Genomic DNA, 17486 nt, shown 5'->3' on the forward strand with positions numbered 1-17486 from the left:
CTCAGCCGGTCCGGCGGGGTGGGACCAGCCGCATCAGCCGTCCAGCTCCAGCACCATGCCGTCCCAGGCCGGGGTGACATGGGCGGGCGTCTCGGCATCGACCGTGGCCCAGTCGAGGTCGTTGTGCAGGTTGGTCAGCACGCCCCGCGCGGGCGCCATGCGCTCGATCCAGCCAAGCGCCTCGCCCAGCGAGAGGTGCGAGGGATGCGGCGACCGGCGCAGCGCGTCCAGCACCCAGATCCGAAGCCCCGAGAGCAGCCATTCCGCGCCCTCGGGAATGGTGTTCACGTCCGGCATGTAGGCCAGGTCGCCGATCCTGAGCCCCAGCGCGTCGATATCGCCGTGGCCGACTTGGATCGGCGAGACCGTGACCGGCCCGCCCGCGCCTTCGATGGTGGTCGGCCCGTCCAGCCGGTGCCGCGTCAGGATCGGCGGGTAGGAGGAGCCGGGCGGTGTCTCGAAGGCATAGCCGAAGCGGGTGCGCAGCGACGCATAGGTCACGTCGTCCGCCCAGACGTCCAGCATCCGCCGCTGGTTGAAGACGATCATCCGCAGGTCGTCGATCCCGTGGACATGATCGGCATGGGCATGGGTCCAGACGACCCCGTCGAGCTCGCCGATCCCCGCGTCGAGCAGCTGCTCGCGCATGTCGGGCGAGGTGTCGACCAGCACCCGGGTGATGCCGTCCGGGCCGATCCGCTCGACCAGCATCGAGCAGCGCCGCCGCCGGTTCCTCGGGTTCCCGGGGTCGCAGGCGCCCCAATGGCCGCCCAGGCGCGGCACTCCGCCGGAAGAGCCGCAGCCGAGAATGGTGAAGCGCAGTCGGGCCATGGCCGGTTCATGCGCCGGGCGCGGGCCGGGGGCAAGGCTCCACCGGCGAATTGGCCCGCTCCGTCGCGGAGCGCCGCTCAGAGCGGCCAGAAGAACAGCACCGCCGGCAGTCCCGCCGCGATCACCACGACCGTGAGCGGCAGGCCCATCTGCCAGTAGTCGCCGAAGCGGTAGGCGCCGGGACCCAGGATCAGCGTGTTGTTCTTGTGCCCGATCGGCGTGAGGAACGCGCAGGAGGCGGCGACCGCGACGGCCATCAGGAACGGGTCCGGCGAGACGCCCATCATCTCCGCCATCTCGATCCCGACAGGCGCCGCGACGATCGCCGTCGCCGTGTTGTTGAGAACCGCCGACAGCACCATCGTCACCACCATCAGCACCAGAAGCGCGAGCCAGGCCGCCCGCCCGTCGACCAGGCCGGTTAGGGCGTTCGCGATGAGCTGGGTGCCGCCCGCCTCCTCCAGCGCGGCGCCGAGCGGGATCATCGAGCCCAGCAGCACCACGACCGGCCATTCCACATGATCGTAGAACTCGTGCAGAGGCACGATCTTCCCCAGGGCGTAGACGACCACGACGACGCCCAGCGCGACGGTCAGGTCGACCAGCCCGAAGCTCGCCACGGTGACGGCGCCGAGGAAGATGCCGATGGCGGGCCAGATCTTGCGGTTCTCGGTCACGGCGAGGCCCCGGTCGGCCAGCGGCAGCGCGCCCAGCCAGCGGACCACGTCCTCGGCCTGTTCGGTCGGCACAAGCAGCAGCAACAGGTCGCCGGCACGGATCGGCTCGCGGCGCAGCCGCTCGGTGATGCGCTTGCCGCGGCGCGAGATGCCCATCAGCACCGTGCGCTGCCGCCAGGCGAGTCCGATCGACTGCGCGGTCTTGCCCCGGATGCGGCTCGATTCCGGGACGACGACCTCGACGAGGCTCAGCCCCTGCTCGGCGGCGTCGAGAAGGCTCATCCGGCGGTTGTCGGCGAAGGTCAGGGCCTCGCTCGCCCGGAACTCGTCGAGATCCTCGGGCCGGGCCTCGAGGATCAGCGAGTCCCCGGCCTTGAGCGGCACGTCCCGGGCCGAGCCGAACAGGCGCCGCCCGTCGCGCACCAGGCCCACGACCTGAACTCCGACATCGTCGGCGGCGCCGGTCAGCTCGCGCAGGGGCGCGCCGATGCGGGCGCTGTTGTCGGGCACGGTCAGCTCCGCCACGTAGTAGGCCACGTCGTCGCCCTCGCCGCCCTCGGACTTGCCGCCGACGCGCGGGATCAGCCGCCAGCCAATCAGCGCCACGAAGACCAGCCCGACCAGCGCGACCGTTGCGCCGACGGGGGCGAAGTCGAACATCGCATAGCTTTCACCCAGCTGGTCGCGCCGGATGCCCGCGATGATGATGTTGGGCGGCGTGCCGATCAGCGTGATCATGCCCCCGAGGATCGTCGCGAAGCTGAGCGGCATAAGCGTCGCGCCGGGCAACCGCCCGGCCTTGCGCGCGGTGGCGATGTCGACGGGCATCAGCAGCGCCAGCGCCGCGACGTTGTTCATGAAGGCCGACAGCACCGCGCCGACCCCGCCCATGATCGCGATATGCGTGCCGATCCGACGGCGGCTGTCGATCAGCGTCTTGGTGATCAGCATCACGGCGCCCGACCGGACCAGCCCCGCCGAGACGATCAGCACCAGCGCCACGACCAGCGTGGCCGGGTGGCCGAAGCCGGAGAAGGCGTCCTCCTTCGGGATCACGCCCAGGATCACGCCGAGCAGCAGCGCCGAGAAGGCCACGATGTCGTAGCGCACGCGCCCCCAGAGCAGCATGGCGAACACGCCGCCGAAGAGGGCGAAGAGGATCGTCTGGTCGGGGGTCATGCGGTCTCCGGGTCCTTCGGAGCGTGGGCCCCGGCGCTTAACGCGATAAAGGGGCACGAGGTTTCCAGCCATCTCGCAACCGCCCGCTTCGGCGCCGCGCAGCCGGGATTGCAAGCGGCCGGGCGCGGGCTGTATAGACCCCCGACCCGACATTCAGGACCGAAGGACCCCGTCATGGCCGGCCACAGCAAATGGGCGAACATCCAGCACCGCAAGGGCCGGCAGGACAAGCTGCGGGCCAAGATCTTCAGCCGCCTCTCGAAGGAGATCACCGTCGCCGCCAAGATGGGCGACCCCGATCCCGACAAGAACCCGCGCCTGCGGCTCGCCGTCAAGGAAGCCCGGTCGAACTCGATGCCGAAGGACAACATCGAGCGCGCCATCGCCAAGGCGATGGGCGGCGACGCCGAGAACTACGACGAGATCCGCTACGAGGGCTACGGCCCGAACGGCGTCGCCATCATCGTCGAGACGATGACCGACAACCGAAACCGGACCGCGTCGAACGTCCGCTCGACCTTCGGCAAGCACGGCGGCAACCTGGGCGAGACCGGCTCGGTCGGGTTCATGTTCGACCGCATGGGGCAGATCGTCTATCCGGCCTCGGCCGGGTCCGAGGACGACGTGATGATGGCCGCCATCGAGGCGGGGGCCGAGGACGTCGAATCGGATGAGGAGTCCCATGTGATCTGGTGCGCCGACACCGACCTGAACGCCGTGTCGACCGCGCTGGAGGAGGCGCTGGGCGAGGCCGAGTCGACCAAGCTGGTCTGGAGACCCCAGACCACGACGGAACTCGACCTCGAGGGCATGTCCGCGCTGATGAAGCTGATCGAGGCGCTGGAGGATGACGACGACGTCCAGACCGTCACCGCCAATTTCGAGGCCAGCGACGCGGTGATGGCTCAGCTCTGAGCCGCGCAGGGGAACCAGGGCGCGGGGCGGAAGTTGCCTCCCCGTGCAACCGAAGAACCTTCCAGACAGGCCGGGCGACCCGCTGCCCGAGCGGACCCACATCCTCCGCGGCATGGCGGCCATCGCGCTCGCCGGGCCCCTCATCTTCGCCGTCTCGATCCTGATCGCGGATTTTGTCGTCCCCGGCCACGACTGGGTCGCCGACACGATCAGCGACCTCGGCGCAGGGCGCTACGAGCTCATCGTCGATACCGGCATCTACGCCTATTCCGCCGCGCTGCTGGCGTTGGCCATCGGCGCGGCCCATTCCCATCTGGGCGGGCCCGGCTGGACGATCGGCATCTACGGCCTGCTGCTGGCCGGCCTGATCGTCTTCCTCGTCGGCGCGCGTAACGAATATGGCGACGGCGACAACGACGGCTTCGTCATCCATATCTATCTCGTCTGGGTGCTTTACGCCGCCTTCGCCGTGATCCCCTGGAGCATGTCCCGGGGCGCCGCCGTGATCCGCCCGGCCTACGGGGTGATCTGCAAGGCCATCACCGTGGTCTGGGCGCTCTCGGCGCCGGTCTTCTTCTTCCTGCCGACCGACATCGATGGCCTCTACGAGCGCCTGCTCGGGCTGCTCACCTTCGTCTTCGTGGTCTCGCTGGCCCGCGTCCTGCTGGGCCGGGCCGGGGCGCTGGAGGCACGGGGCCGGGGCTGACGGACCGGCCCGTTGCGCGGACCGCGCGGCCGGGGCATTGCTCGCGCGATGACCGCCTTCCTCTCGGGCTTCGGGCTCGGCCTCTCCCTGATCCTCGCCATCGGCGCGCAGAACGCATTCGTCCTGCGCCAGGGGCTGCGCGGCGAGCATGTTCTGGCCGTCGTGCTGACCTGCGCGCTGTCGGACGCGCTCCTGATCGCGGCGGGCGTCGCGGGACTCGGTGCGCTGGTCGAGGCGGCGCCCTGGATCGTCCCCGCCTTCCGCTGGGGCGGCGCGGCCTTCCTGCTGGCCTACGGCGCCCGCGCCTTCCTCGCGGCCTGGCGCGGGGGCGCGGCGCTGCAGGCGGGGCAGGCGGCGGGCAGCCGGGCGAAGGCGGTCGCGACCTGCCTCGCGCTGACCTGGCTCAACCCCCATGTCTATCTCGATACGGTGATCCTGCTCGGATCGGTCTCGACCCAGTCGCCCGATCCCACGCGCTTCGGCGCGGGCGCCGTCACCGCCTCCTTCGCGTTCTTCTTCTCGCTGGGCTACGGCGCGACGCTGCTTCGGCCCGTCTTCGCGCGGCCTTCGGCCTGGAGGATGCTCGATGCCGGTATCGGCCTCGTCATGTGGCTGATCGCGCTGGGGCTCGTGCTGGGCTGAGCCCCCTTGCCCCCGCCCGCGGAAGGGCGCATCCCCCGCCCCATGTCGTCCGAGCCGCGTCCCCTTATCGGCATCCTCTGGATGATCGCGACGGGCGCCTGCTTCATCGCGGTCACGGCGGTCGTGAAGCATTCCGCCCAGGACCTGCCCGCCGCGCAGGCGGCCTTCCTGCGCTACCTGCTGGGGCTCGTCTTCCTGATCCCGGCAATCGGCGCGATCCGGACCGCGCGGATCGACCGGCGCGACCTGGGGCTCTTCGGCCTGCGCGGGGTCTGCCACAGCCTCGGGGTGGCGCTGTGGTTCTACGCGATGACGCAGATCCCGATCGCCGAGGTGACGGCGATGAACTACCTCAACCCGGTCTACGTCACGCTCGGCGCCGCGCTCCTGCTGGGCGAGCGTCTGGCCGCGCGGCGTCTCGCCGCCGTCTTCGCGGCGCTGGTCGGGGTCGTCGTCATCCTGCGCCCCGGCTTCCGCGAGATCGAGACGGGGCATCTGGCCATGCTCGGGACGGCGCTGCTCTTCGCGGGCTCCTATCTCTGCGCCAAGCCGCTCTCGGACCGGCATCCGGCGGCGCTGGTGGTGGCGGTCCTGTCGCTGACGGTGACGCTGGGCCTCGCGCCGATGGCCTGGGCGGTCTGGACGCCGCCGGCGCTGGCGGATCTGGGCTGGATGTTCCTCGTCGCGTGCTTCGCGACCACGGGACATTACACGATGACGCGGGCCTTCGCGGCGGCGCCCATCGCGGTGACGCAGCCGGTGACCTTCCTGCAGATGGTCTGGGCGGTGCTCCTGGGCTGGGCGCTCTTCGACGAGCCGCCGGACGCCTTCGTCATCCTCGGGGCGGGGATCATCATCGCCTCGGTCAGCTTCATCGCCTGGCGCGAGGCGCGGCTGCGCCGGATCACGACCCCGCCGCATGTCGCGACCAAATAGCCACGTATTAACGGTTTCTTAACTTCCTTGTGGACGGGGCCGAGTCGCTGTCCCATGACGGGGCATGTTCCGCCTCTGTTCACTTCTCCTCGCCCTGGTCCTCGCTGCTCCGGCCGCCGCCCAGACGCTGTCCGGCCCGATCCGCGTCATCGACGCCGACACGATCGATATCGGCGCCTCCGCCACCATCCGCCTGCTGGCGATCGACGCCGCAGAGGACGCGCAGACCTGTCGCGGCGGCGCGCGGGAGCTGGCCTGCGGCGCGCTCGCTACCGCCGCCGCCCGCGCGCTCTACGAGGGCCGCCGCGCCGTCTGCGCCACCGAGGGCCGCGACCGCTACGGCCGCTTACTCGCCACCTGCGAGGTCGCAGGCCGCGACATCGGCGCCGATCTCGTCGACCGCGGTCTCGCGCGCACCTATCGCGACGACCTCACCTATGCCGAGGAAGAGAAGGCCGCGATCCTCTTCGGCCGCGGCCTCTGGGCCTACGAGATGCAGGACCCGGCCGAATGGCGCGCCGGTCAGCGCGCATCGCCCGTCGCCGAGACCGCGCCCGGATCATGCGAGATCAAGGGCAACATTTCCGGTTCCGGCCACATCTACCACGTCCCCGGCAGCCGCAGCTACGACGCCACCCGGATCGATCCCGCCAAGGGCGAGCGCTGGTTCTGCTCCGAAGCCGAGGCCCGGGCCGCCGGGTGGCGCGCGCCGCGGGGCTGACGCCCCTCGTTCGATGTCTCTTCAAATATGCCGGGGGGCGCGCTCTGCGCGCGGGGGCGGAGCCCCCTCTGCTCTCGGCCTTCGGCACCATCGGGGGACGGAGGGCGCGGCGCGTCAGCGCCCCGGACGGGCGGGGCTCGATGCCCCGTCCGCACGGGGTCCGCTCAGGTGACGGGGTCCTGGGCGCGGGGCGCGCCATCCTCGACCTGGTTCTTGAAGGTCTCGAAGAACTGGTCGGCCATCTTCGCCGCGAAGCCGCCCACGATCCGGGAGCCGAGCTGCGCCAGCTTGCCGCCGACCTTGGCCTCGACCGCGTAGGTCAGCTCCGTCCCCTCGGGCACCTCGGCCAGAGTCACGTCGGCGGCGCCCTTGGCGAAGCCCGCGACGCCGCCCTTGCCTTCGCCGACGATGCGGTAGCTCTCGGGCGCGTTCACGTCCTCCAGCGTCACGGCGCCCTTGAAGGTGGCCTTCACCGGGCCGACCTTCTGCTTCACGGTGGCCTCGAACCCTTCGCCGGGCGAGCCCGTCAGCTCCTCGCAGCCGGGGATGCAGGCCTTCAGCGTCTCCGGATCGTTCAGCTTCGCCCAGACGAGTTCGCGCGGGGCGGCGATGGTGCGGGTTCCGTTCAGTTCCATGTCAGTCCCTCCTAGGCTGGGCCCGTCTTCGCAGAGGCCGCCGCCCCCGCCAAGTAGGTCACAAGTCGTAGGGCAACACGCCTCGGTCGTTGGCGTCGATGCGCAGCGGCCGCTCCAGCGGGGGGACCGCGCGCTGGGGGCAGGCGGCGCGCTCGCAGATCCGGCAGGAGATGCCGATGGGATCGAAGCTGCCGGTCAGGTCCAGCCCGTCGGCATAGACGATCCGACCCGCATGGCGCAGCTCGCAGCCCAGCGCGATGGCGTGGCGCCGCATCGGCGCCCGCCACGCTCCGCCCGACCGCGAGACGTCGCGTGCGAGGCAGAAGTATCGGACGCCGTCCGGCGTCTCGGCCAGCTGCCGCAGGAAGCGGCCCGGCGTCTCGAACGCGGCATGCACGTTCCAGAGCGGGCAGGCGCCCCCGAACCGCGCGAATTGCAGCCGCGTGGCCGAGTGCCGCTTGGTGATCTGCCCCGCCGGGTCGACCCGGACGAAGAAGAAGGGCACGCCCTTCTCGCCCGGCCGCTGCAGCGTCGAGAGCCGGTGCGACACCTGCTCCAGCGAGGCGCCGAAGCGGCGGGCCAAGGCTTCGAGGTCGTGGCGCGTCGCATCCGCCTCGGCGCGGAAGGCGCCGTAGGGCATCAGCGCGGCGCCCGCGAAATAGTTGGCAAGCCCGGTGCGCGCGATCGCCCGCGCATCGTCCGAGGAGAAGCGGGCGAGGTCCAGCGTCGCGTCGAGAAGCTTGCCATGGGCGACCAGCGCGACCTGATGCAGCTGCTGGAACCGCTGCGTCGCCACGTCCGCCCGGCGCGACAAGGTCAGCCGTCCCTCCCGCATGTCGAAGACACGCAGCCGGTCCGTCTCCTCCAGCCGCACGCGGACGTTGCGGTCGTCCCAGAAGCGGGCGAGTCCGGCGTCGAGATCGGGCCACTTGCCCGCCAGACGCTCGCCCGCGCAGTCGATGGCGTCGATGTAGTTGTCGCAATAGTGGAAGAAGTCGCGCACCTCCTCCCAGGGGCTCGGCGCGGCCATGCCCGAGGACCCCAGCGCGGCGTCCAGCGAGGCCAGCCGCTCGTGCCCGTCGCGATAGGCGCGGTGCAGCGCGAGGAAGGCACGGGCCAGCGCCGGGGCGTTCGCGGCCGCCAGACGCAGGTCGGCGGTCGGGACGGCATCGGCGAAGACCGGATCGGCCAGCGCCTCGCGCATGTCGGAGACCAGCCGCGCCTCGTCGCCGCCGCCGAGCTCGGTCACGTCGAAGCCGAACTCCCGCGCCAGCGCCAGCACCACCGTGGTCGAGACCGGGCGGTTGTTGTTCTCCATCTGGTTCAGATAGGGCAGGGACACGCCCATCCGGGCCGCGAACTCGGTCTGGGTCAGGCCGATCCGCGTGCGCACCTCGCGCAGCTTCGCGCCGGCATAGAGTTTCTGTGTCGCCATGCCGGAGGGGGTGCCACGGGCGCCGCGCCCTGCAAAGCCCCTTCTAGCGTCAGCCGCTCGCCTGTCCCACCCGCCGGTTGCGCCGGATCGTCAGCAGCACCAGCCCCACGGCGATGAAGCCCGACACCACCATCAGCGCGATCAGCGGCAGCGCGCCGCCGCCCAGCGCCAGCAGGTGCCCCGCCAGCTCCGACAGGAGCGCGCCGCCCCCGATCATCATCGCGCCGCCGAGGCCCGAGGCCGTGCCCGCCAGGTGCGGCCGCACCGACAGCATGCCCGCCGTGGCGTTGGGCAGCACCAGCCCGTTGCCGAGGCCGAGGAAGGACATCAGTCCGAAGAAGACGTAAGGCGAGTCGAATCCGAGGATCGTCAGCACCAGCAGGAGCGCGAGCCCCGCCGCCTGCCCGACGGCCCCGGTCAGGATCATCGCGTCGACGCCGAACCGCTGCGAGAAGCGCCCCGACAGCCCGTTGCCGACCAGGTAGCCCACGGCGGGCGCGCCGAAGAAGGCGCCCAGCGCCACGGGCGACAGGCCATAGACCTGCGACCCCACGAAGGGCGCGCCGCCGAGATAGGCGAAGAAGGTGCCCGAGGCGAAGGCCGAGGTCAGGCAGTAGCCCCAGAAGCGCGGCGAGCGCAGAAGCTCGGGATACTCGGCAACCTGCGCGCGGAAGGAGCCGCCGCGCATCGGCGCCGTCTCGCCCAGGTCGACCCAGGTCAGCGCGAACATCGCCACGCCGCCGATCGCCATGACCCAGAAGCTGGCCTGCCAGCCGAAGGCGCCGTCGAGCCAGCCGCCGAAGAAGGGCGCGATCATGGGCACGACCGACATGCCCATGGTGACGTAGCCCAGCATCGACGCGGCCTTGTCCTGCTCATAGAGGTCGCGGATGACCGCGCGGCTCAGCGCCATGGCGACGACGACGCTGGCCTGGACCATGCGCATGGCGAGGAAGGTCTCGACGTCGGGGGCGAAGACGCAACCGACCGAGGCCACCGTGAAGATGGCGAGTCCGCCGAGGATGACGGGCCTGCGGCCGAAGCGGTCGGACAGGGGGCCGATGACCAGCTGCAGCGTCGCGTTCACCGCGAGGAACAGCGTCACCGCCCGCGCCACCGTCTGCGCGTCGGTCTCGTACCAGACCGCGAGCGAGGGCAGCGACGGCAGGAAGATGTTCATCGCCATCGTCGACAGGCTGACCAGCGCGACGAGCGTGAGGATGTGCGGGGGCTTGCGCGCCGGCGAGGCGGGGATGTCGGTCATTGTGGCCATTGTGGTCCGCTACGCCCCGGTGTCCATCCTGTCCATTCCGCTTTGCGCACAGGCCATTGTGCGAAGCGGGCAGACCGGATCGCGAGGCTATGCTGATTTGCGATTGCCTCGAATGGAATATCCCGACCTTTGCAAATATTCTGAAACCCGCTTTCTTCCCCCGTCGCGACGTCGTAGCCCCTGTCACGAGGGAAAGGGAGGCCGCCATGACCGACATTCTGGACCAGCTGGAGGCGCGCCGCGACGAGGCCCGGGCCGGGGGCGGCGCGCGTCGCGTCGCCGCGCAGCACGCCAAGGGCAAGCTGACCGCACGCGAGCGGATCGAGCTGCTGCTCGATGCCGGCAGCTTTGAGGAATTCGACATGTTCGTCACCCACCGGGCAACGGATTTCGGCATGGCCGCCGACAAGCCGGCGGGCGACGGCGTCGTGACCGGCTGGGGCACGATCAACGGCCGGCTCGTCTACGTCTTCAGCCAGGACTTCACCGTCATGGGCGGGTCGGTCTCCGAGACCCATGCCGCGAAGATCTGCAAGATCCAGGACATGGCGATCCAGAACGGCGCGCCCGTGATCGGGCTGAACGATTCCGGCGGCGCGCGCATCCAGGAGGGGGTGTCGTCGCTCGCCGGCTATGGCGACGTCTTCCAGCGCAACATCGACGCCTCGGGCGTGATCCCGCAGATCAGCGTCATCATGGGTCCCTGCGCCGGTGGCGCGGTCTACTCCCCGGCGATGACCGACTTCATCTTCATGGTGAAGGATTCGTCCTACATGTTCGTCACCGGCCCGGACGTGGTGAAGACCGTCACCAACGAGGTGGTCACGGCCGAGGAGCTGGGTGGCGCGTCCGCCCACACGAAGAAGTCGGGCGTGGCTGACGCCGCCTTCGAGAACGACGTGGAGGTCCTGGCGGAGGTCCGCCGCCTCGTCGACTTCCTGCCGCTGTCGAACCGCGAGGCGCCGCCCGTGCGTCCCTTCTTCGACGACCCGGGCCGGATCGAGGAGAGTCTCGACACGCTCGTCCCCGACAACCCGAACATGCCCTACGACATGAAGGAGCTGATCGAGAAGATCGCCGACGAGGGCGACTTCTTCGAGCTCCAGGCCGATTTCGCCGGCAACATCCTCACCGGCTTCATTCGGATCGAGGGTCGCTCCGTCGGCGTCGTCGCCAACCAGCCGATGGTGCTGGCGGGCTGTCTCGACATCGATTCCAGCCGCAAGGCCGCCAAGTTCGTCCGCTTCTGCGACGCCTTCGAGATCCCGCTGCTGACGCTGGTCGACGTGCCGGGCTTCCTGCCGGGCGTGGGCCAGGAATATGGCGGCGTCATCAAGCACGGCGCCAAGCTGCTCTTCGCCTATGGCGAGGCGACGGTGCCGAAGGTCACGGTCATCACCCGCAAGGCCTATGGCGGGGCCTATGTCGTCATGTCGTCCAAGCATCTCGCCGCGGACTTCAACTACGCATGGCCCACCTCGGAGATCGCGGTGATGGGGGCCAAGGGCGCGGTCGAGATCCTCTACCGCTCCGAGGCGGGGGAACCCGAGAAGATCGCCGCCCGCACGAAGGATTACGAGGACCGCTTCGCCAATCCCTTCGTCGCCGCCGAGAAGGGCTTCATAGACGAGGTCATCATGCCCCACTCGACGCGCAAGCGGGTGGCGCGCGCCTTCGCGTCGCTGCGCCACAAGCGGGCGCAGCGGGCGTGGCGCAAGCACGACACGATTCCGCTGTGAGCGACTGGCGCCCCGACGGCCGCGGCTGGTGGGAGCGGCGGGAGGGTCCGGCCTATGCCCTGACCCGCCGCCTGCCGCTGCGCTGGGACGTCGCCGCCAGCGCGCGGATGCCCGATCTGGGGCGCCGCCGGCTGGCACATGCCGTTCGACAGGACCTCTGGCGCATGTTACAGGATTTGCGAGGATTTTCGCCTGCGGTGGAGGTCGTGCGCGCAAACGGCCTCTGCTGCGTGCGCGCGGGCGGTCGGGTGGACGGGAGGAGGCCGCCCGACTTGCCCGCGCGCATCATTGATCTGCTGCAGGACCCGCACTGCCGCGCCGCCTGGACCCGGTCCGCGGCGCATCGGAGGACGGCGTGATGGGAACGCAAGGCGGGCTGGGACGCTTTCTCCGTAAAGGAGGACGTCATGACCAAGGATCACGGACCGCAGATCAAGGACGACGAGACCTACGAGGCGCTGCGCGACGACGGCGCGTCGAAGGAGAAGGCGGCGCGGATCGCGAATGCGCAGGCCTCGGACCAACAGCACCCCTCGCACAAGGGCGGCAAATCCCCGGCCTACCAGGACTGGTCGAAGGACGATCTTTACGGGCGCGCGCAGGAACTCGACATCGAGGGCCGGTCGGACATGACCAAGGACGAGCTCATCGAGGCCTTGCGCTCGCACTGAGCGCGACACTCCTGGCCCTCGCTTCGGCGCCTGCGGGCGCGGAGGGTGTGCCCTCGGGCCAGCCGCTCGTCCTGTGGCAGGTCTTGTGGGAGCGGGTCGAGGGGCAGGGGACCCAGGCGGTGCTGCGCTTCATCGCGCCGGGGATCGCGCCCGGTGGCGGCGTCGGCATCGACGCTGCGCAGGCCGACATGGACCGGCTCTGCCAGACCCACGGCGTGCCGGTCGCGGCGCTGGGCTACGCCCGGTCGGACACGGTCGTGCTGGACCTGATGGACCGGCCCGTCCCTCGCGGAGAGACCGATCGGGAAGCGACTCGATACGTCTCCGTCTATTCCATCCTCGACGGCGCCTGCGTCCCGGAGAACTTTTGATGCCGGCTTGCAACAAAAGCTTGCGTGACTGCGTTGGACCGTCGCAGCCTGCCGAGGGTGGGGGTGCGTGCCGCACACGCACCTTTGTCTGCACAACAAGGAGAGACTTATGCGTAACATCATCAAGTTGGCCGCCGTCTTCGGCGTCACCGTCACGCTGGCCGCTTGCGGCGCGGATACCGACGACGACACCGTCTTCGTCCCGACCGTCCAGCCCGAACCGGTTTCCACCAAGTTCTGAGCGGGCCGGAGCGGCGGCCGCCCGGCCGTCGCTCGTCCTGCAACAATCCCGCCCTCGGGCCGGGTTTGGTGCGGGCCGGACACGTCGCCTCGAAACAATCGGGGCCTTTTTGGGGCATCCGTATCGCACCGCGAAATGCCGCGATATGATCCTGACAGATCGCAAGGACGCGATCGAAATCACGGGCGGCGTCGGGGCTGAGACCCCGGCGCCGCCCGTCAACGTCAGGAGACTGGAATGTCGACCATCATCAAGGCCTGCGCCGGCCTCGCCGCTCTCTCGCTGCTCGCGGGATGCTTCGTCTCGAACCCGCAGCCCGAAGAGATCGTCATCGTCGAGCCGGCGCCCGTCGTGGCCGAGCCCGTCAGCGGCAAGTACTGAATCTCCGGGGCGGGGGACGACCTTCCCCGCCCCGATCCGGCCTTCGGCCGCCTCCGTCCGGGGGCGCCCATGCTGAAGCATCGCGGCTTCCCCGGGCGTCTGCCCTCGACCGACCTCCAGTTCACGATCCGGCGCGGCAATCCCAAGGGCGCCACGCCGATCACCCGGCGGGAGCGGTATCGCGACCGCAAGGCGCTCGACCGCCGCGCCGACGCGGCCTTCCTCGCCGCCCTCTGGGAGCATTTCGGCGACCAGCCCTTCGAGCGCGGCAATCTCGACGCCGGCCGGCTGTCCTGGCTCTTCGGGCGCGAGGTCGTGGCCGTCGACGATCCCTTCGACCCGACCTCCTACGAGGCGCTGCTGCGCGTCGACGAGTCGGCGGCGCGGGCGGCCTTCCCCGAGATCTTCGAGCAGCCCGAGGATGCCGACTGGGACGACGTCTGGGACGAGGACTCGGCATGATTTCGCGCAGCCGCCCCGTCGTTGGGCCATGTCCCGCCGATTTCGCGCCCGGCGCGCTGTCCGGCTTCCGAGGCGGGGAATGGCCGGTCAGGGTCGACTCGCGCCTGTCGACATGCGGCCATTCGCGCCGCTGCGCCGCCGGGCAGACGTGGAACCGTACCCCTTCCTCTCCCGGGCAGTGGCCGGTCCGACAGGATCGGTCGCGGCCCGGGCTCTTTCCTGTGAGGCCCTGGTCGGCGCCGGGCGCGCTCGGCGGATTGTTGCGCGACCCCGCGTCATGCGGCGCGAATGTGGAAACCATCGGCGCCGGGGATGCGTTACCGCGTAGATTGCCATCTACCGGAGACCGCCCATGTATCGCCTTCTCGCTCTTCCCGTGCTCGCCCTCACCCTGTCCGCCTGCGTCACCCAGCAGGACGTCGGCCGAGGCGCCGTCGGCGCCGGGCTCGGCTGCGTCGCGGGCGAGATCATTCGCGACGGCCAGTGCGTCGAGGGCGCCGTCCTGGGCGGCACCTCTGCCGTCGTCGGCGGCCGCATCCGCTGACATCCGGGCCTTCGGGCCCGCCGCATCGCTTTCGGGGTCGCCCGGTCCGAGGACCGGGCGGCCCCTTTTCACGTCAAGACCAAGAACCGACCGGGACCGCCCCGGCGCCGAGGGGACCGCATGTTCGACAAGATCCTGATCGCCAACCGGGGCGAAATCGCCTGCCGCGTCATCAAGACGGCCCGCAAGATGGGCATCAAGACGGTGGCGGTCTATTCCGATGCCGACCGCAATGCGCTGCATGTCAGGATGGCCGACGAGGCCGTCCATATCGGCCCGCCCCCCGCCAACCAGTCCTATATCGTGATCGACAAGATCATGGACGCGATCCGCCAGACGGGCGCGCAGGCGGTGCATCCGGGCTATGGCTTCCTCAGCGAGAATGCGAAATTCGCCGAGGCGCTGGACGCCGCCGGCGTCGCCTTCATCGGCCCGCCCAAGGGCGCCATCGAGGCGATGGGCGACAAGATCACCTCCAAGAAGATCGCCGCCGAGGCCGGCGTCTCGACCGTGCCGGGCCATATGGGCCTGATCGCGGATGCCGACGAGGCGGTGAAGATCAGCCGCGAGATCGGCTATCCGGTGATGCTGAAGGCCAGCGCGGGCGGCGGTGGCAAGGGCATGCGGATCGCTTGGAACGACGGCGACGCGCGCGAGGGCTTCCAGGCCTCGAAGAACGAGGCGGCGGCCAGCTTCGGCGACGACCGCATGTTCATCGAGAAGTTCGTCACCCAGCCCCGGCATATCGAGATCCAGGTGCTGTGCGACCAGCATGGCAACGGCGTCTATCTGGGTGAGCGGGAATGCTCAATCCAGCGGCGCAACCAGAAGGTCATCGAGGAGGCGCCCTCGCCCTTCCTCGACGCCGAGACGCGCCGCGCCATGGGCGAGCAGTCGCTCGCGCTCGCCCATGCGGTGGGTTATGCCAGCGCGGGGACCGTCGAGTTCATCGTCGACGGCGACCGCAACTTCTACTTCCTCGAGATGAACACGCGTTTGCAGGTCGAGCATCCGGTGACGGAGCTCATCACCGGGATCGACCTTGTCGAGCACATGATCCGCGTGGCGGATGGCGAGACGCTGGCGTTCACCCAGGACGACGTGAAGCTGAACGGCTGGGCGATGGAGAGCCGGCTCTATGCCGAGGATCCGTATCGCGGCTTCCTGCCCTCGATCGGCCGCCTGACCCGCTACCGCCCGCCGGAGGAGACGCCGGACTACCTGCCGGGCGTCGTGCCGGAGGCGCCGGTCGTGCGCAACGACACGGGCGTCTACGAGGGCGGTGAGATCAGCATGTTCTACGATCCGATGATCGCCAAGCTCTGCACCTGGGGGCCGGATCGCATGGCGGCCATCGAGGGGATGCGCGCCGCGCTCGACGGGTTCGAGGTCGAGGGGATCGGCCACAACCTGCCCTTCCTCTCGGCCGTCATGGACCATCCGAAATTCGTCGAGGGGCGGATGACCACCGCCTTCATCGCCGAGGAGTTCCCGGACGGGTTCGAGGGCGCCGACCTGCCCGAGGCGGACCTGACCCGCATCGCCGCCGCCTGCGCCGCGATGCACCGGGTGGCCGAGATCCGGCGCACGCGCGTCTCGGGCCGGATGGACAATCACGAGCGGGTCGTCGGCTCCGACTGGGTGGTGACGCTGGGCGGGCACCGCTTCGAGGCGACGATGACCGCCGACCGCGGCGGCGCGAACGTGACCATCGGCGGGCAGACGATGCGGGTCGAGGGCGACTGGACGCCGGGAGACCGGCTGGCGCGGATGACCGTCGGCGGGGCCCCTCTGGTGCTGAAGGTCGGAAAGGTCGTCGGCGGCTTCCGCATCCGGTCGCGTGGGGCCGACCTGGTCGTGCATGTCCGCTCTCCGCGCCATGCGGAGCTGGCGGATCTCATGCCGGTGAAGGAAGCGCCCGACACCTCCAGACTGCTGCTCTGCCCGATGCCGGGCCTCGTCGTGCGCATCGACGTGGCCGAGGGCGACGAGGTGCAGGAGGGGCAGGCGCTGGCCGTGGTCGAGGCGATGAAGATGGAGAACATCCTGCGCGCCGAACGCAAGGGCATCGTCAGCAAGATCAACGCCGCCGCGGGCGACAGCCTCGCCGTCGACGACGTGATCCTCGAATTCGAGTGAGGGACGTGCGCCGCCTCCCGGCGCCTCCCGACGCGCCCGCCCCGACGGGGCGGGCCGGTGCACGTTTTTCCCTCTGGTCGCAGGTGGCTTCCCCCGGTGCGATCCGCGCTACTCTCCTTGCCGCCGAGGCGCCGTGCGACCGCAAGGGAGCCGAGAATGACCTCCGATCAGACGGGCGACGCCGGACACTCCGCCACCAAGGTCGGGGGCGCCGAGACGCCGCCGGAGGAGAATGCGGAGCGGGGATCATTGGGCGAGGATGGGGTGCCGACAGCCGAGGGGCGGGAACTGCCGGGCGTCATCGGCGATCGGACCAGGACGCGGACCGTCTTCCGCGGCATCTGGCCGGGCGGGTGGCGGGCCGCCCGGCCCGTCAGCCGTCGATGCGTCCGTCGCGGCCCTCGGCCTCCTCGCGCTGGCGCATCGGCGTCTTGTCGATGCTGCGGGAGATTTCCCGCACGCTCCAAGGCAGCGGCTTGCGCAGCTTGACCTCACCGTCCTTGCCGATGAGCACCAGCATGAAGCCACGCGGACGCAACCGCTCGCGCGCCGAGGAGCCGGAATCCGCGTCGCTGTCGACGATCACGATCACGTCGCGTTCGACCAGCCGGTCGAACTCGGCCACGAGCTCCTCCATCTGCTGCACGAAGGCCGGGTCGCGGGGCGAATTGGCGAAGACGACGACCGGCCGTGCGATCCATTGCAGCTCGTCCAGGTCGATCTCGGACGCGTCGAAGATGCGGGTGGGATCGGCCAGCCAGGCGGCTTCGACGGAATCCGGGTCCTGGCCCAAGGCGGGCAGGGCGGTCAGGCCGAGACTGGCGATGATGGCTGTCGCGATGCGCATGTCGGTTCTGTTCCCTCGTTTGTCATTTGATATAGGGGGCGGGCTGCTCGCGGCGAAGGCTCCGGGCCCGTTTGCCGCAGGATTCGAGGTCAATTCTTCTTTTAACCCTCTGAGAAGGGGCGTGGCGCTAGGCCGGAGCGG

General features: G+C 70.1%; 20 protein-coding genes. 14 read left to right on the forward strand and 6 right to left on the reverse strand.

The annotated features are described in order from the left end of the window. Positions 1–33 precede the first annotated feature (33 nt). Positions 34–831, reverse strand: a complete 798-nt coding sequence (locus DR046_RS18630) for an MBL fold metallo-hydrolase (protein ID WP_115383886.1) — start codon at positions 829–831, stop codon at positions 34–36. A 77-nt stretch (positions 832–908) separates the two neighbouring features. Then, positions 909–2687: an SLC13 family permease gene (locus DR046_RS18635; protein WP_115383887.1), complete on the reverse strand. Its 1779-nt coding sequence runs from the start codon at positions 2685–2687 to the stop codon at positions 909–911. A gap of 174 nt (positions 2688–2861) precedes the next feature. On the opposite strand from DR046_RS18635, the gene DR046_RS18640 reads away from it, so the two are divergent. From DR046_RS18640 to DR046_RS18660, 5 genes are all read left to right on the forward strand, one after another. Beyond that, entirely contained in the window at positions 2862–3602 is a 741-nt protein-coding gene (locus tag DR046_RS18640; protein WP_115383888.1) for a YebC/PmpR family DNA-binding transcriptional regulator, read from the forward strand. A 43-nt stretch (positions 3603–3645) separates the two neighbouring features. Next, the gene (locus DR046_RS18645) at positions 3646–4308 is read left to right on the forward strand and encodes a DUF998 domain-containing protein (protein ID WP_245191002.1); all 663 of its coding nucleotides are present in this window, start codon (positions 3646–3648) and stop codon (positions 4306–4308) included. 48 nt (positions 4309–4356) lie between these two features. After that, entirely contained in the window at positions 4357–4950 is a 594-nt protein-coding gene (locus DR046_RS18650) for a LysE/ArgO family amino acid transporter (RefSeq protein ID WP_115383889.1), read from the forward strand. Between the two features lie 42 nt (positions 4951–4992). Then, entirely contained in the window at positions 4993–5886 is an 894-nt protein-coding gene (locus DR046_RS18655; protein ID WP_245191003.1) for a DMT family transporter, read from the forward strand. Positions 5887–5950: 64 nt separating this feature from the next. Further along, positions 5951–6607, forward strand: coding sequence for a thermonuclease family protein (locus DR046_RS18660; RefSeq protein WP_115383890.1), 657 nt, complete (start codon positions 5951–5953; stop codon positions 6605–6607). A 164-nt stretch (positions 6608–6771) separates the two neighbouring features. Here DR046_RS18660 and DR046_RS18665 read toward each other — a convergent pair whose 3' ends face one another. Genes DR046_RS18665 through DR046_RS18675 form a run of 3 tightly spaced genes read right to left on the reverse strand, consistent with a single transcriptional unit; the run spans position 6772 to position 9941 of the window. Next, positions 6772–7242 (reverse strand): SRPBCC family protein, encoded by a 471-nt coding sequence (locus DR046_RS18665; protein ID WP_115383891.1) that lies wholly within the window; start codon positions 7240–7242, stop codon positions 6772–6774. Between the two features lie 58 nt (positions 7243–7300). Next, positions 7301–8677: a helix-turn-helix domain-containing protein gene (locus tag DR046_RS18670; RefSeq protein ID WP_115383892.1), complete on the reverse strand. Its 1377-nt coding sequence runs from the start codon at positions 8675–8677 to the stop codon at positions 7301–7303. Positions 8678–8726: 49 nt separating this feature from the next. After that, positions 8727–9941, reverse strand: a complete 1215-nt coding sequence (locus DR046_RS18675) for a multidrug effflux MFS transporter (RefSeq protein WP_115383893.1) — start codon at positions 9939–9941, stop codon at positions 8727–8729. A 215-nt stretch (positions 9942–10156) separates the two neighbouring features. On the opposite strand from DR046_RS18675, the gene DR046_RS18680 reads away from it, so the two are divergent. The 9 genes from DR046_RS18680 (at position 10157) to DR046_RS18710 (ending at position 16498) form a co-directional block, all read left to right on the forward strand. Next, on the forward strand, positions 10157–11689 hold the full coding sequence (locus tag DR046_RS18680) for an acyl-CoA carboxylase subunit beta (protein ID WP_115383894.1): 1533 nt from the start codon (positions 10157–10159) through the stop codon (positions 11687–11689). Then, complete coding sequence (locus DR046_RS18685; protein ID WP_245191004.1) at positions 11686–12048, forward strand: hypothetical protein; 363 nt, start codon at positions 11686–11688, stop codon at positions 12046–12048. The genes DR046_RS18680 and DR046_RS18685 overlap by 4 nt, the downstream gene beginning before the upstream one ends. A gap of 48 nt (positions 12049–12096) precedes the next feature. After that, positions 12097–12360: a DUF7218 family protein gene (locus DR046_RS18690; protein ID WP_115383895.1), complete on the forward strand. Its 264-nt coding sequence runs from the start codon at positions 12097–12099 to the stop codon at positions 12358–12360. Positions 12361–12371: 11 nt separating this feature from the next. Then, positions 12372–12731, forward strand: coding sequence for a DUF6497 family protein (locus DR046_RS18695; protein WP_280652857.1), 360 nt, complete (start codon positions 12372–12374; stop codon positions 12729–12731). A 109-nt stretch (positions 12732–12840) separates the two neighbouring features. Further along, positions 12841–12972: a hypothetical protein gene (locus DR046_RS24700; RefSeq protein WP_280652856.1), complete on the forward strand. Its 132-nt coding sequence runs from the start codon at positions 12841–12843 to the stop codon at positions 12970–12972. Positions 12973–13209: 237 nt separating this feature from the next. Then, positions 13210–13353 carry a hypothetical protein gene (locus DR046_RS23790; RefSeq protein ID WP_167767176.1) on the forward strand — a complete coding sequence of 48 codons (144 nt, stop codon included), beginning with the start codon at positions 13210–13212 and terminating at the stop codon, positions 13351–13353. A 69-nt stretch (positions 13354–13422) separates the two neighbouring features. Then, positions 13423–13815, forward strand: a complete 393-nt coding sequence (locus DR046_RS18700; protein ID WP_115383897.1) for a hypothetical protein — start codon at positions 13423–13425, stop codon at positions 13813–13815. 352 nt (positions 13816–14167) lie between these two features. Then, the gene (locus DR046_RS18705; RefSeq protein WP_115383898.1) at positions 14168–14359 is read left to right on the forward strand and encodes a hypothetical protein; all 192 of its coding nucleotides are present in this window, start codon (positions 14168–14170) and stop codon (positions 14357–14359) included. Between the two features lie 120 nt (positions 14360–14479). After that, the gene (locus DR046_RS18710; RefSeq protein WP_115383899.1) at positions 14480–16498 is read left to right on the forward strand and encodes an acetyl-CoA carboxylase biotin carboxylase subunit; all 2019 of its coding nucleotides are present in this window, start codon (positions 14480–14482) and stop codon (positions 16496–16498) included. A gap of 373 nt (positions 16499–16871) precedes the next feature. Here DR046_RS18710 and DR046_RS18715 read toward each other — a convergent pair whose 3' ends face one another. Further along, positions 16872–17345 (reverse strand): DUF4174 domain-containing protein, encoded by a 474-nt coding sequence (locus DR046_RS18715; protein WP_115383900.1) that lies wholly within the window; start codon positions 17343–17345, stop codon positions 16872–16874. Positions 17346–17486: the final 141 nt, after the last annotated feature.

Source organism: Jannaschia formosa (assembly GCF_003340555.1).
In the GTDB taxonomy this organism is placed as follows: Bacteria; Pseudomonadota; Alphaproteobacteria; order Rhodobacterales; family Rhodobacteraceae; genus Jannaschia; species Jannaschia formosa.